Source organism: Pseudomonas sp. ICBG1301 (genome assembly GCF_016918385.1).
Lineage (GTDB): Bacteria > Pseudomonadota > Gammaproteobacteria > Pseudomonadales > Pseudomonadaceae > Aquipseudomonas > Aquipseudomonas palleroniana.
Genome location: NZ_JAEKGB010000001.1, coordinates 68,161 through 82,699, shown reverse-complemented (window position 1 = coordinate 82,699; position 14,539 = coordinate 68,161). Strand labels below are relative to the sequence as shown.

Below are 14,539 nucleotides of genomic sequence, written 5' to 3'. Positions count from 1 at the left end.
ACGGGTTCCTTCGGCTCAGAGACGTTCGATGATGGTCGCGATGCCCATGCCACCGCCGACACACAGGGTGGCCAGGCCGTAGCGCTGGCGGCGTACTTCCAGCTCGTCGAGCAAGGTGCCGAGGATCGCGCAGCCCGTGGCGCCCAACGGATGGCCCATGGCGATGGAGCCGCCGTTGACATTGACCCGAGCGGGGTCGATGCGCATGTCCTTGATGAACTTGAGCACTACAGAGGCGAAAGCTTCGTTGACCTCGAACAGATCAATGTCTTCTACGCGCAGCCCGGCCTTGGCCAGGGCCTTGCGTGTGGCCGGGGCCGGGCCGGTAAGCATGATGGTCGGGTCGGTACTGGTGACGGCAGTGGCGACGATACGCGCCCGAGGTTGCAGCCCCAGTTCGCGGCCTTTGGCCTCGGAGCCGATCAACATCAAGGCGGCCCCATCGACGATACCCGAGCTGTTGCCCGGCGTGTGCACATGGTGGATGCGCTCCACATGGCTATAGACCCGCAGCGCAGTGGCATCGAAGCCCATTTGCCCGATCATTTCGAAGCTGGGTTTGAGTTTGCCCAGGCCATCTAAGGTGGAGTCGCCGCGGATGAACTCGTCATGGTCCAGCAGCACGATGCCATTCTGGTCCTGCACTGAAATCAACGATTTGCTGAAGGAGCCGTCTGCACGCGCCCTCGCCGCTTTCTGCTGGGACTGCAGGGCGAAGGTATCGACGTCCTCGCGACTGAAGCCTTCCAGGGTTGCGATCAAATCTGCGCCGATGCCCTGGGGCGTGAAATGACTGTGCATATTGGTTTGCGGATCGAGTACCCAGGCTCCCCCATCGCTGCCCATCGGCACCCGCGACATGGACTCGACGCCACCGACCACCACCAGGTCTTCGAAGCCTGAGCGCACTTTCATCGCGCCCAGGTTCACCGCTTCCAGGCCCGAGGCGCAGAAGCGGTTGATCTGCACGCCGGCCACGCTGATGTCCCAGTCCGCCACCAGCGCGGCAGTCTTGGCGATGTCGGCGCCCTGGTCGCCCACCGGGGTGACGCAGCCGAGGACGATATCATCCACCTGGTGCGTATCAAGATCGGCGCGTTGCGCCAGCGCCGTAAGCAAGCCGGCCACCAGGTTTACCGGCTTGACGCTGTGCAGGGCACCCTCGGCTTTGCCTTTGCCCCGGGGCGTGCGTATCGCATCAAAGATCAAAGCTTGTTGGGTCATGACGTCCTCGAACCGCTGTGCGTGTGTGCCTACCTTAGGCCCGATTGACACGGTTTCAATGACGGATGCGCTCATTGCTTTTGACCCCCTCGCTCGGACGAACGGTAGGTACCTAAGGGAAACCGCTGATTAATCGTTTTAGCGGTCTAGCCCTAGGGCTGGCGCGAAGATGGCGATTAGCCTCATGCCGTTTTAAGCTCAAATACTGCTTAGCTGATATGAAATGGATCTAAGCCGCGCAGAACAGGGGCTCTAAGGTTGAATCTGTAAGAGGCTGCTGCCGGGTTTTGCTGGAGCAGTTGTAAGAAAAGCGACACGTCATATCGGCATAGTGAAATTTTCCGGCACGCATTTGACGCTCAGGAATAACAACAAAAGGCAGTCAGCCATGTTCAAACATTCGAAAGTACGTCAGGCGGGACTCATTCTTTTCGCCACCACACTGATTCTGATCTTGCCCAATCTCACCAAGATTATCGGGTGACGGTTCAACCCTCGCATTCAGTGCACACGCAGCATCACGACTGCAGTTTTTGGCGGCACCTGCCGGGACATTGCGTATAGCGGTCCTGTGCAGGCGCTGCCGTTTTGCGTGCGATTTTCCGCTATTGTTGGGTGTCTTTGCCCATCACATCGAGCCCATATCGTGAAAACGATCGTCGCCCTATTCATTGCATTACTGACCCTGCCCGTCTCTGCAGCGCAATTGACCATCGAACTGGACCACACCAGCAAGACTTGGCAGACCGCCGACTTGCTCAAGCGGCCGGATGTACAGACGGTGCAGATCGTCGATGACGTTTCCTACAAACGCAATATGACCTATCGCGCAGTGCCACTAGCAGCCCTCCTACCGGGACTGAAAGCGGAAAACCATCTGCAAGCCGTCGCCCTCGATGGCTTCGCCGCCGAACTTGCCGCCGCGCCGCTTCTGCAAAACCACGGCGCCCGCGCCTGGCTCGCCATTGAGGACCCCGCCCACCCTTGGCCGGCGCTGGCGCAAGATAAACCGAGTGCCGGGCCGTTTTATCTGGTGTGGACCGATCCGCAAGCCGGCTCTATCAGCCCTGAGCAGTGGCCATTCCAGATCTCCGGGATCAAGCAATTGAAGACCGTCGCCGAACGCTTTCCCGCCTTGCTGCCCGATCCGCAGCTGGCGGCGAATGACCCCGTGAACCAAGGCTTTGCGTTGTTCCAGAAAAACTGCCTGGCCTGTCACCGGCTCAATGGCGCCGGCGACGCCCAAGTGGGGCCGGATCTGAATATTCCCTACAACCCCACCGAATATTTCAGCGGGGATTTCCTCAAGCGCTATATCCGCGATCCCCAGAGCCTGCGGCATTGGCCACAGGCGAAGATGCCGGCTTTTGCAGCCAGTATATTGCCCGATACTGAGCTGGATTTGCTGGTGGGGTATTTGAGACATATGGCGGGGCGTAAACAACACCCCTGAACTTCGCGACAATGCCTATGTGGGAGGGGGCTTGCTCCCGATAGCGGTGGGTCAGCTAACAATAACTGACTGGCAACCGCCTATCGGGAGCAAGCCCCCTCCCACATTGCATTATTGCTGCTGGACAGCGATCACCGGGGCCGGCGCCATGCATAACACCTTGGCATGCATCTGTTCATGCCCGCCGCCCCGACGCATGCCACGTACCGGGCAGGCATCCAGGTAATCCAGGCCCACGGCCAGTTTCAAATGCCGCTCCGGCCGCGCCAGTTGGTTGGTCACGTCAAAGCTGTACCAGGCGTCATCCAGCCAGGCTTCAGCCCAGGCGTGGCTGGCCAGGTGCGTGCTGTCTTCGGTGTACAGATACCCCGACACATATCGCGCCGCAATCCCCAGGCTGCGTGCGCAGGCCAGGAACGCGTGGGTATGGTCCTGGCATACGCCTGCCCGTCCGGCGAAAGCCTCGGCGGCACTGGTGTCGACTGCGGTTGCACCCGGCGTGTAGACCATCGACTGGTTGAGCGCGTACATCAGGTCGATCAACGCGCTGCGGTCGCGACGTTGCCGGCAGTGCTGCTCGGCAAAGCTGCGCAACGCTTCGTCGGGTTCGGTCAGGCGCGTGCTGCGCAGGAACGGGAAAGCCGACTGGCTCTCGTGTTCAGCCTCGCGTAACTCATCGATATCCACCTGGCCACGGGCACCGATGATGACCGCGTCGTGGGGTTCGTCCAGCGTCAGCACATGCAGGATATTGCCGAACGGATCGACCTGTGCGCGCACCGGGCGTGGCAGGTCTAGCTGCCAACTGATGACGTGCTGGCGCTCGCTGTCATGGGGCGTGAGGCGCAGGTACTGGATACTGGCGCGCACCGGGTCTTCATAGTGGTAGGTGGTTTCGTGGCTGAGGGAGAGTCTCATGCGGCCTCCAGGTAGGAGCTGTAGATGGCGTCGCCCAACTGGCGGACCAAAGGGATAAAGTCGGTCAGCCAGGCGTGTAGGCCTTCCTCAAGGATTTCATCGATGGCGGTAAAGCGCAGGCGTGCGTCCATTTCGGCGGCCAGGCGCTGGGCCGGTCGCCCGTTGAGGCCGGGCAGGCTGGCGAGGATCTGGTCGATCTCTTCGCTGCAGGCGCGCAGCGAGCGTGGGACATCAGCGCGTAACAGCAACAACTCGGCCACTTGCCGGGCGCCGGGCGCGTCGCGATAGATTTCGGTGTAGGCCTCGAACGACGATAACGCACGCAGCAAGGCGCTCCACTGGTAGTAGGCGTGGGCTGTGCCGTCGCTGACGGCGGCGGCCTGGTCGCCGGCCATTTCATAACGTGCGTCCAGCAGGCGCAGGGTGTTGTCGGCACGCTCGATGAAGGTGCCCAGGCGGATAAAGCGAAAGGCGTCGTTACGCATGATGGTGCCGTAAGTGGCGCCCCGGAACAGGTGCGAACGCTCCTTGACCCACTCGCAAAACCGGCTCATGCCGTAATGGCTCAAGCCTTGCTGGGCGATGTCGCGAATATCCAGCCAGGTGGCGTTGATGTTTTCCCACATGTCGGCGGTAATTCGCCCACGCACCGCATGGGCGCTGGCCCGCGCGGCGCCGAGACAACTGTAGATGCTGGCCGGGTTGGCCGCGTCCAGCGCAAAAAAGTGCAGCAGGTGTTCGGCATGCAGTTCGCCGTGGCGTTCACGGTAATCCTCCAGGGTGCCGGTGATCAGCAACGGCATGGCCAGTTCATGCAGACCGTCACCGTGCCCGTCTTGAGGCATCAGCGACAGCGAATAGCTGACGTCGAGCATGCGTGCGAGGTTTTCCGCACGTTCCAGATAGCGCGACATCCAGTACAAATCCGAGGCAGTTCTACTCAACATGGCATCAGTCCTCGACCACCCAGGTGTCTTTGGTGCCGCCACCCTGGGACGAGTTGACCACCAGCGAACCTTCACGCAGCGCCACACGGGTCAAGCCGCCGGGCACCACGCGGGTTTCCTTGCCGGATAACACGAAGGGACGCAGGTCGATATGGCGCGGTGCGATACCGTTTTCGACAAAGGTCGGGCACGTGGATAAACACAGCGTTGGTTGGGCGATATAGGCGTGGGGCTTGGCTTTGATGCGGGCGCGAAAGGCTTCGATTTCCGCCGCGGTAGACGCCGGGCCGACCAGCATGCCGTAGCCGCCGGAGCCTTGGGTTTCCTTCACCACCAAGTCCGGCAGGTTGGCCAGCACGTGGGATAGTTCGTCAGGCTTACGACACTGGTACGTCGGAACATTCTTCAGGATGGGTTCTTCATCCAGATAAAAACGGATCATCTCGGTGACGAAGGGGTACACCGACTTGTCATCCGCCACCCCCGTACCGATGGCATTGGCCAGTACCACGTTGCCCGAACGATAGGCGGCGAGCAGGCCGGGCACACCCAGCATGGACTCGGGGTTGAACGCCAACGGGTCGAGGAATGCGTCGTCGAGGCGGCGGTAGATCACATCCACCGCCTTGGGGCCGTCGGTGGTGCGCATGAACACGCGATCATCGCGCACAAACAGGTCGGCCCCCTCCACCAGTTCCACGCCCATCTCGCGGGCCAGGAACGCATGTTCGAAGAATGCGCTGTTGAAACGCCCTGGCGTCAACACCACCACGCTCGGGTTATCCAGCGGGCTTGAGCTTTTGAGGGTATCGAGCAGCAGGTTCGGATAATGATCGATCGGAGCAATGCGCTGGGCCGCGAACAGTTCGGGGAACAGGCGCATCATCATCTTGCGATCTTCGAGCATGTAGCTGACACCGCTCGGCGTACGCAGGTTGTCTTCCAGCACGTAGTAGGTACCGTCGCCATCGCGTACAAGGTCGACGCCGGAGATGTGGGAATACAGATCGCGGTGCAGGTTCAACCCCTGCATCGCCAGTTGGTATTGCTCGTTGGCCAATACCTGTTCAGCGGGAATGATCCCGGCCTTGATGATGCGTTGGTCGTGATACAGGTCGGCGAGGAACATGTTCAACGCCTTGACTCGCTGAATGCAGCCACGCTCGACCGTGCGCCACTCGCTGGCCGGTATGCTGCGCGGGATTGTATCGAAGGGAATCAGGCGCTCGGTGCCCTGCTCGTCCCCATACAGGGTGAACGTGATCCCGGCGCGGTGAAACAGCAAATCGGCCTCCCGCCGGCGCTGGGCCAACAGCTCGGCGGGCGTTTCAGCCAACCAGCGGGCGAATTCGCGGTAATGGGGACGGACCTGCCCTGCCCCATCGTACATCTCGTCGTAATAAGTGCGGATCATGCCGTACTCCTTGTCCCCCGGACGCAAGAACCTTCGCAAGGCCCGTGCCATCGGCATAAACACTTATAAATCAGTGAGTTGGATAAGCAGCGGAATCTAACCGCACCGTCCTGGTGCGCAGAATGCCCGCCGCCTTGCGTCACGCTTCATCCCAATGCGGGCTTTGGCTATCAACAGCATAGCCAGAGTTGATTTCATTGCCCGGCTGCCCCCAGGGATAATCGCCCCATCTGCTGAACTGCCTTCAGCGCTCCGCTCTTCCCTTTAGGCCACCCTTGTCGGGTGGCTTTTTTTTGAGGCTGAGAAAGTACCGCGCAAGTTCCACACATTTTCAGACGGCACAAACAAAATCGGCCGACCCGAAGGTCAGCCGATACGCTGAGACTCTATGCAACTACATGGGTAATCCACGCACCTCCTGCTTCACGCCCCATCCCTCGATGATCCCGCCCAGCGGCTCGACCACCGCTTCAAAGTCTTGTTCGAAGTCTCCTATGCCGTCGTAGGTTGCGGACATGATTTTGCTCAGTTCCAAGTACCACGCGCCATCGTCGCGCGCGCTGACCTGGGCATTCAGCGATTCCCCACGAAATCGACCCGCAGCCCGGCGCGCCCGTTCCTCATCCGGGAAAATGGCGTAGAACTCGATGGGGTGAAAACGCGAGAAGTCAAAGCCGCCTTCTTTCATGCGGCGCAGAACATGGGTGCTGATATCTTCTTGATAGGCTGTGCTCATGAAACGTCCTCCTCAAACCGATGGATAGACTTTCCGTGCTTCCCGAAGCCTGCGCCCTACTGGCGCAGGTACTACGGCAATAACAACACCGCTGGAAAACAAGCATGTAGCTGACAAGACCAGACCTTAGCGATTCATTCGCTGATCTCGTTTGCAGAGTAGCGCGAAGCTATCACCTCTACCAGAGGGGGTTGAATGAGTTACAGGGATTGTTCAGGCAGCCGGTGAGATGTCGAGGATCTGGATGCTGTTCTGGTCTTTGAGGATCTTGACCGTAGGCTCAGGCTGGCGTCCTTCAAGGTCATTGAGGTCGAGTTCGGCGGCTACCGGCACCAGCTTGCTGCGGATCATGTGCGCCGCCTCTTCGAGGCTGGGCTTTTGCGTGCAATCGAACTGCTCCACGGACTTCACGCCGTGGTCATCAACAAAGGTAATCTGCCACTTTTGCATCGGTGCTTCCTCGATAAAACCCAAGTGTGGGCTCACATCCATCTGGACCTTGAGGGCTTGGCAAATGTTCCACTCAAGGTCGCAGGCACCGATCGGCTGTGCTTATTTTTCAGCGTGTTCTTTCAAGGCTTTCAAGGTCTTGAACGGGGCGTCCACCACGAACTTGTTGGCCAGCCACGACGGCACACTGCCGCCAGGCTCGGTGTGCACCTGGTAGGTCACTTCGGTCTGGTTGTCGCCTTTGGGAACGAGCTTCCAGAAGCCATCGACCTGGGCGACTCGAACGTAGCCTTTTTCTTCAGGCTTGTAGGTTGGCACACCTTCCAGTTTACGCGTCAGCGTGCCGTCGGCCGCCTTGGTCGTCGTGATATGCAGGTAGGAATCGCGGTCAGTCACCGGGAACGGGGCCTTGAATTGGGTGTAGGTCCAGCTTTCGTCACCTTTCTTATCGACCAGCTTCTGCGATTTGCACTCATGGATCCATGAGCAGGCGCCCGCCACGTCTTCCTGCAGAGCCTGGATCTTGGCGACTGGGGCCTTGATCACGGTGACACCGCGATAAGCCTTGTACTTGGAGCCGGCAATTTCGCTCAAGGACACTTTGATACCGTCTTCGTCCTTGGCAACCTGCCAGTCTTCCGCCTGGGCAGTGGCAGCGAACAACACTGTAAAACCGCACAACACAGCCATTCGTTTCAGTGAACCCATTGTTGTATTCCTTATTGTTGAAGTTCCAATAGTAAAGCCCATCAAGCCGCCGTCATCTGCTCCCACCAGCCAATCAGCCGGATCGCATCGGCCTGGTCGTTGCCGCAGACTTCGATATCCGCCTTGAAATCACTGCACACCGCCGGGCGCTCCGGGCGGCCGAACAGCAGGCATAGCTGTTCGACCGACAAGTGCACACAGCGTTCTCCCGCAGGTTTGCCGTTGGGCATTCCCGGCAGCGGTGAACTGATGGAGGGGGCGATGCAGCAAGCGCCACAGCCTTCACGGCATTTCATGACCAACAGGTCCTCGACGGCTCAATAGGGGTGGCCGGGCTAGAGTACGCCCTAAAACAGCCGTTTTAAAATGGTCCAACAGGGGTTTTTCGCGCAAAACAAAAGTGACTGACCAGTCTGCGACAGATGGTCGAGGGCAAGCGTCACGTCCGAGGGAAAAGTTTACTGCTTGAATTCGAAATCCAGCGCTGCGCCTTCCACTTCACGCCGCTCTTCGTTGCGCAATTGCAGCTTCATCTCGTTGCTGAGCAAGCGGCCATTGATCTGGAACGCACTGTTATCGGTTGGCTTTTCGCCAAACATCGGTGGCAACAATGGCACGCTCTTGGGCTTGGGCATGGTGCCGATCGGCTGCAAGTGCCGCACCATGTCCGTAGGTAAAGACAGGTCCAACTGTGCCGGTGGCAACTTGGTCTGGGCCACTTCGTGGGCCGACTTGGATTTGCTGGCAATCGGTGCACGCTTCTTTACTGGCGCGGCTTTCTTTTTAACGGGGGTCGCTTTTTTCGCTGGCGTCTTCTGTTGAGTCTGGGCGGCGGGCTTGGTTTCAGTCACGGGCGACGCGGCCAGCACGGCGCCAGCGTTACACAGGACAAACAGGCCAATCATCCAGACAGCGCGAAAAATAGAGGTCATATCGCCAACAGCATTAACGGCAGAAAGCCATATGCTCGCTTGTTGTGCATGGCATGACAAGCGCGGTGATCAGCCATGCAGGCGAACTGTCCCCTTTCTACGCCTCAAAAGCCTGCCGCCGTTTCCTGGCACAACTGGCTGGCAAGCATGCCCAGAGTCATCAGTGCCCGCTCCGCCTCGCGGTTCCACGGCGTCCCACAGTTGAGGCGAATACAGTGGTTGAACTGTTCCGTATTACTGAAAATCACCCCAGGTGCAATGCTGATGCCCTGTTGCAAGGCACGCACGTGCAGTTCCTGGGTATTGACCCGCCCCGGCAAACTGACCCACAGGATAAAGCCGCCGGTTGGGCGGGTCATTTGCGTGCCTTCCGGGAAATACTGCTGCACGGCCAGCTGGAACGCGCTGAGATTCTTACGGTATTCCTGGCGGATGTAGCGCAGATGCCGGTCGTAACCACCGTTCTCCAGGTAAGCGGCAACGCCCATCTGGGTGACGCTGCAGGCGGAATGGGTGCTGAACATCTGCAAGCGCTGGATTTCCTGCTGGTACTTGCCGGCGATCATCCAGCCGATTCGCACACCGGGCGATAATGTCTTGGAAAAACTTGAGCAGTAGATCACTCGATCCAGGCGGTCATAGGCTTTGAGGGCCTTGGTGCGACCGACCTCGAACATCAGTTCGCCGTAGATATCGTCTTCGACAATCTGGATATCGAAATCCGAGGCCAGGCGCAGTAACTGCTTCTGCCGCTCTTCCGGCATGGTCGCGCCCAAGGGGTTGCTCAGGCGGGTGGTCAATACCAGGGCCTTGATCGACCATTGGTTCGCCGCCAGTTGCAGGGCTTCCAGGCTCATGCCGGTGGCGGGGTCGCTGGGGATCTCGATGACCTTGAGGCCCAGCAGATCGGCCAGTTGCAGCAACCCATAATAAGTGGGCGATTCAGCCGCGATCAGGTCGCCGGGCCGCGTGAGCACACGCAATGACATCTGCAAGGCATCCACACAGCCGTGGGTGATCACCACTTCGGAGGGATCCACCACTACGCCGGCGTCGCGCATGCGAATCGCCACCTGGCGGCGCAGCGGTTCGAAACCGGGGCTGAACATGTAGCTGAACGCCCGCGGGCTCTGGAAGCGCGTGACCTTGGCCAACTGCTGGTGCAGTGCGCGTACCGGCAGGTAGTCGACGCTCGGCACCGCAGCGCCCAACGGAAATACACCTTCGCGGCGCGACTCGACCAATACCTGCTGAATGATGCTGCTGCGGGTGACCAACCCTGGGCGCTCAACCCGTGCGATGTCCGGCGTGGGCGCCGTCAGCGCAGGTGTCTGGTGCACGTAGTAGCCCGACTGCGGCCGCGCGCGGATCAGCCCCTGGTCTTCCAGGTTGGCGTAAGCCTGCAACACGGTGGCATGGCTGACGTTGAGCTGGGAGCTCATCTTGCGCACCGACGGCACGCGCTCTCCCGGTTGATAAACACCGCGCCGGATGTCCTCAGCCAGTTGCTGGGCAATACGTTGGTAAAGCAACAGATTGGTCATGACGCAGCACTCGATTTCACGGGTATTTTATTTTTGTGTGAAACATACCGGCACAGTTTAGAAGTGTACGGGGACAGTTGCCACAATAGTCGAGCGCAGGCGGGAGTGACAGCAAAAACTGTAGGGGGGTGTCGCGTGTAGGAGCGAGCAAGCTCGCTCCTACAGTTTCATTGGAGGCGAGTTCTCAGCGAGCGGCGCCCAGTTGGCCCTTTTCGTCCGAAAATACAATTTCCACCCGGCGGTTCAGTGCGCGGCCACGCTCGGAGGCATTGGCTTCCACCGGGTACTGGTCGCCATAACCCTCGACCTCGATACGGTTGTCATCGATACCCAGGTCAATCAACAGGTCTGCCACCGATTGAGCACGGTCGCGGGACAGTTTCAGGTTCTCCTGCTCGCCCCCGGTGTTGTCGGTGTAGCCCTCGACGCGCACCCGACGCTTGGGGTTCAGTTGCAGGAACTGCACAATTTTCAGCACTGTGCGGCTGGCCGAGTTCTGCAGTTCAGCTTCGCCGGTATCAAACAGCACATCCCCCAGGGTCATCACCAGGCCCCGGTCGGTCTGGGTGGTGAGGCTGGCGATCTGTGCTTCAACCCACTTGCCCTGCTGCTGCACGCTGGCCAGTTTATTTTCCCGCAGGGCCAATTGCAGGCGCTGGCGTTCCAGTTCGAGCTTGGTGCCGCGCTCGGCGTTGAGCCCCTGCTCGGTATGCTCACGGGCGATCGCGCTGTAGCGCTGGCTCAGGTAGGCGTAGTGCACCACGTCGGCACCGCTGCCCCAATAACTGGACAGGCGGTCGGCGCGGGCCAGCGACTCACCGGCACGAATCACGTCTTTAGGCGCGAAACGCAGCACATTGGCATCTTCCTTGACCTTCTGGAAGTCACTGCCGGCCTGCTGCAACGCCTGCTCGCTGTTAGGCTGGCTGGCACAACCACCCAAGGCGGCACTGCCCAGCAACAGAGCACAACTCAAACCACGGATGATCGGGCTCATTGGGCTTCTCCCAACTGCAATTGCTTGCGCAGGCGAGTGATGCGGGTGTTGAGCACGTTCAGTTGCTCCTGGCTTTTGCGAGTCAGAATCCGCGCTTCGGCAAGGCGCGCGTCCAGCTCGGCCTGTTCGGCCTGCATGCGTGCATCCTTATAGGATTGGCTGGCCATATCAGCCTTGGCCTTGGCGAACTTGTCTTCTGCCAGTTTCAGGTCAGGTGATTCATCGGTATTGGCACCCACGGCGCTGGCTTGTTCCAAGGCTTGCTGGGTGAGGCGAATCTGTTCATTCGGCGCAGGATCAGCGGCACATCCCGCCAAAGCGACAACGGCGAGGGCCGCGAAAAAAGGTCGAAGAGTCACGGTAAATCCTTACTTTGCTGAGGTGCCGACGGGTTGCTGCAGTTGCGCTTTCCAGCGCTCAAGATTGCGCTGCAGCGCGGTGTGCGCGACGTCGGACGTGGGCAATTCTGTCATCTTTTTGGCCAGCTGTCCGCGCAGCCACGGATCATTGCAGGCCGAGTTGTGGGAAACCGCCAAGTACAATCCGGGCTGGTCGACCGGGGTTTCGCGCGCAACCAGATCGTTGCTCATGCCCAGACTCTGGGCCATGGCCATCCCGGAATAGCGCCCGGCAATGACGTAGTCCACTTCCCCGAGCAGCAATTTCTGGAAGGCCGGCGTCAGGCTGGGCAAGCGTTGCAGGGTCAACTGCTGGCCCGCGAACGTTTCCAGGCCTGCACTCAGGCGGGCACGTTCCGACACCGCGCCTTTATGGCCGTGCAGGTCGGCGGCCGTGGTGTAGACCAGGGGCGAGTCCTTGCGGGTCCAGACCAGGTAATCGATCTGCACCAACGCCGGGTGGATGTAATCAAGGGTTTCCAACTCGCCCAGGTTCAGCGGCGCATCGGCAAGCAGGTCCATGCGCCCGCTGCGCACCTCATCCAGGGCCAGGGAGCGTTTGCCGCCGTAGAGCAGGTCGATTTTCAGGCCAAGGTCCTTGCCGACTTGTTGCAGCACGTCGGCGGTGGCGCCGATCAGGTGCGTCGGGTCCTGGGGATCGCGCCACAACAAGGGCGGTGCGTCCGGGCTGCCGGTAATCACCAGGCGCTCACACTTGCCGGCGGCCAGCGCCACGCTTGGCAGCAGCGTGAGGCCCAGCAGTACCACCCAGGGGCGCAGTTCCATGGCGAAGCTCTCCGAATAGTCAAAAAAAAGCCCGGTCACAAGGACCGGGCTCTTTATAAGTGAAGCCGCTGGATTAGACCAGCTTCTCCAGCTCAGGCACTGCTTCGAACAAGTCCGCCACCAGGCCGTAATCAGCCACCTGGAAGATCGGGGCTTCTTCGTCCTTGTTGATCGCAACGATCACTTTGGAGTCTTTCATACCCGCCAAGTGCTGGATCGCACCGGAGATACCGACGGCGATGTACAGCTGCGGCGCAACGATCTTGCCGGTCTGGCCGACCTGCATGTCGTTGGGTACGAAACCTGCGTCGACGGCAGCGCGGGAAGCGCCGACCGCCGCGCCCAGCTTGTCGGCCAGCGCGTACAGGTGCTTGAAGTTGTCACCGTTCTGCATGCCACGGCCGCCGGAAACGACGATCTTGGCAGCGGTCAGCTCAGGACGGTCCGACTTGGCCAGCTCTTCGCCAACAAAGCTGGAAGTACCGGCGTCGTGGGCAGCGGCAACGGCTTCAATGGCAGCCGAGCCCCCTTCTGCGGCAACCGGGTCGAAACCGGTGGCACGCACGGTGATGACCTTGACCGAGGCGTTGGACTGTACGGTCGCGATAGCGTTACCGGCGTAGATCGGGCGCTTGAAAGTGTCAGCGCTTTCTACCGAGATGATCTCGGAGATCTGGTCAACGTCCAGCTGCGCGGCAACGCGTGGCAGGATGTTTTTGCCGTTGGAGGTCGCGGCAGCCAGGATGTGGCTGTAGCCCTTGCCCAGTTCTGCAACCAGCGGAGCAACGTTTTCCGGCAGCTGATGCGCGTAGGCGGCATTGTCAGCGTTCAGGACTTTGCTCACGCCCGCGATTTTCGCGGCGGCTTCAGCTACGGCACCAGCGCCCTGGCCTGCGACCAGTACGTGGATATCACCACCGATTTTCGCAGCGGCAGCCACGGTGTTCAGAGTGGCCGGGGCCAGCACTTTGTTGTCGTGTTCAGCGATTACCAAGATAGTCATGATTAGATTACCTTCGCTTCGTTTTTCAGTTTCTCGACCAGTTCAGCCACCGACTTGACCTTGATGCCCGCGCTGCGTGCAGCCGGTGCTTCGACTTTGACAGTCTTGTTGGTGGAGGCGGTGGAAACGCCCAAAGCATCCGGAGTCAGCGTTTCAAGCGGCTTCTTCTTGGCTTTCATGATGTTTGGCAGCGACGCGTAGCGCGGCTCGTTCAAACGCAGGTCGGTGGTGACGATGGCCGGCAGTTTCAGGGAAACCGTCTGTGCACCGCCGTCGATTTCACGGGTGACCGCTACGCTGTCGCCGCTCACTTCGACTTTGGAGGCGAAGGTGCCCTGGCCGTAACCGGTCAGTGCAGCCAGCATCTGGCCAGTCTGGTTGTTGTCGCTGTCGATGGCCTGTTTGCCAAGGATCACCAGCTGAGGCTGTTCCTTGTCGACAACGGCTTTGAGCAACTTGGCAACGGCCAGGGAAGTCAGCTCTTCAGCGGACTCGACCAGGATGGCGCGGTCGGCGCCCAGTGCCAGGGCGGTACGCAACTGCTCTTGAGCAGTGGTCGGGCCGATGGAAACCACCACGATTTCAGTCGCCACGCCTTTCTCTTTCAGGCGCACGGCTTCTTCCACGGCGATTTCGCAGAAAGGGTTCATCGACATTTTGACGTTAGCGAGGTCGACGCCGGAATTGTCCGCCTTGACGCGAACTTTCACGTTGTAATCGACAACGCGTTTGACAGCTACAAGAACCTTCATGGATTCCTCGTTACTCTCCGGTGAAAAGAAAGTCGCCTAGGCGAACCTGGCGGTTGATGCTCATCGGCACACAAGGGCACCTCCAAAGACGGCAGAGATGGCACGACAATGGGATAGCGATGACCGTTCGTCAGTGGTGACCGGGAGGTCATTCTTTATCGCAGCGTGTAAACTGCGCGCCATCGCTGAGGCACGCTTCACCTTTCCTGCCTTTGGACGTGCTCTTGAAACCTGCAGTCTGCCTACGGTAAGCGCAAAACCGACCGTATATTGACCG

At 59.8% G+C, this 14,539-nt stretch carries 16 protein-coding genes; 1 reads left to right on the top strand and 15 read right to left on the bottom strand.

Features of this window, described 5'->3' with window-relative positions; all coding sequences use genetic code 11:
• Positions 1 to 15: 15 nt before the first annotated feature.
• Complete coding sequence (locus JBE38_RS00410; protein WP_205343324.1) at positions 16 to 1,224, bottom strand: acetyl-CoA C-acetyltransferase; 1,209 nt, start codon at positions 1,222 to 1,224, stop codon at positions 16 to 18.
• 646 nt (positions 1,225 to 1,870) lie between these two features.
• Between JBE38_RS00410 and JBE38_RS00405 the strand changes: the two genes are divergently transcribed.
• The gene (locus tag JBE38_RS00405) at positions 1,871 to 2,677 is read left to right on the top strand and encodes a c-type cytochrome (protein WP_205343323.1); all 807 of its coding nucleotides are present in this window, start codon (positions 1,871 to 1,873) and stop codon (positions 2,675 to 2,677) included.
• A 111-nt stretch (positions 2,678 to 2,788) separates the two neighbouring features.
• Here JBE38_RS00405 and JBE38_RS00400 read toward each other — a convergent pair whose 3' ends face one another.
• From JBE38_RS00400 to JBE38_RS00335, 14 genes are all read right to left on the bottom strand, one after another.
• Positions 2,789 to 3,595, bottom strand: a complete 807-nt coding sequence (locus JBE38_RS00400; protein WP_205343322.1) for a transglutaminase family protein — start codon at positions 3,593 to 3,595, stop codon at positions 2,789 to 2,791.
• Positions 3,592 to 4,542 carry an alpha-E domain-containing protein gene (locus JBE38_RS00395; protein ID WP_060756264.1) on the bottom strand — a complete coding sequence of 317 codons (951 nt, stop codon included), beginning with the start codon at positions 4,540 to 4,542 and terminating at the stop codon, positions 3,592 to 3,594. The genes JBE38_RS00400 and JBE38_RS00395 overlap by 4 nt, the downstream gene beginning before the upstream one ends.
• 4 nt (positions 4,543 to 4,546) lie before the next feature.
• Positions 4,547 to 5,956: a circularly permuted type 2 ATP-grasp protein gene (locus JBE38_RS00390; RefSeq protein WP_060756265.1), complete on the bottom strand. Its 1,410-nt coding sequence runs from the start codon at positions 5,954 to 5,956 to the stop codon at positions 4,547 to 4,549.
• Positions 5,957 to 6,350: 394 nt separating this feature from the next.
• Entirely contained in the window at positions 6,351 to 6,692 is a 342-nt protein-coding gene (locus tag JBE38_RS00385) for a ribonuclease E inhibitor RraB (RefSeq protein ID WP_060756266.1), read from the bottom strand.
• Between the two features lie 213 nt (positions 6,693 to 6,905).
• Complete coding sequence (locus JBE38_RS00380) at positions 6,906 to 7,142, bottom strand: hypothetical protein (RefSeq protein ID WP_060756338.1); 237 nt, start codon at positions 7,140 to 7,142, stop codon at positions 6,906 to 6,908.
• A 102-nt stretch (positions 7,143 to 7,244) separates the two neighbouring features.
• Positions 7,245 to 7,850, bottom strand: a complete 606-nt coding sequence (locus JBE38_RS00375) for an START domain-containing protein (protein WP_060756267.1) — start codon at positions 7,848 to 7,850, stop codon at positions 7,245 to 7,247.
• 41 nt (positions 7,851 to 7,891) lie between these two features.
• On the bottom strand, positions 7,892 to 8,146 hold the full coding sequence (locus JBE38_RS00370) for a YkgJ family cysteine cluster protein (protein WP_060756268.1): 255 nt from the start codon (positions 8,144 to 8,146) through the stop codon (positions 7,892 to 7,894).
• Between the two features lie 162 nt (positions 8,147 to 8,308).
• A complete protein-coding gene (locus tag JBE38_RS00365) occupies positions 8,309 to 8,782 on the bottom strand; it encodes a translation initiation factor 2 (RefSeq protein WP_126870679.1) in 474 nt (157 codons plus the stop codon).
• 104 nt (positions 8,783 to 8,886) lie between these two features.
• Positions 8,887 to 10,326, bottom strand: coding sequence for an aminotransferase-like domain-containing protein (locus tag JBE38_RS00360; protein WP_060756270.1), 1,440 nt, complete (start codon positions 10,324 to 10,326; stop codon positions 8,887 to 8,889).
• 184 nt (positions 10,327 to 10,510) lie between these two features.
• Complete coding sequence (locus JBE38_RS00355; RefSeq protein ID WP_205343321.1) at positions 10,511 to 11,323, bottom strand: OmpA family protein; 813 nt, start codon at positions 11,321 to 11,323, stop codon at positions 10,511 to 10,513.
• Positions 11,320 to 11,682 (bottom strand): DUF4398 domain-containing protein, encoded by a 363-nt coding sequence (locus tag JBE38_RS00350; RefSeq protein WP_060756272.1) that lies wholly within the window; start codon positions 11,680 to 11,682, stop codon positions 11,320 to 11,322. The genes JBE38_RS00355 and JBE38_RS00350 overlap by 4 nt, the downstream gene beginning before the upstream one ends.
• A gap of 9 nt (positions 11,683 to 11,691) precedes the next feature.
• Positions 11,692 to 12,507 (bottom strand): substrate-binding periplasmic protein, encoded by an 816-nt coding sequence (locus JBE38_RS00345; protein WP_205343320.1) that lies wholly within the window; start codon positions 12,505 to 12,507, stop codon positions 11,692 to 11,694.
• A 73-nt stretch (positions 12,508 to 12,580) separates the two neighbouring features.
• On the bottom strand, positions 12,581 to 13,510 hold the full coding sequence (locus tag JBE38_RS00340) for an electron transfer flavoprotein subunit alpha/FixB family protein (protein ID WP_090369147.1): 930 nt from the start codon (positions 13,508 to 13,510) through the stop codon (positions 12,581 to 12,583).
• A gap of 2 nt (positions 13,511 to 13,512) precedes the next feature.
• Entirely contained in the window at positions 13,513 to 14,262 is a 750-nt protein-coding gene (locus JBE38_RS00335; protein WP_014719538.1) for an electron transfer flavoprotein subunit beta/FixA family protein, read from the bottom strand.
• Positions 14,263 to 14,539: the final 277 nt, after the last annotated feature.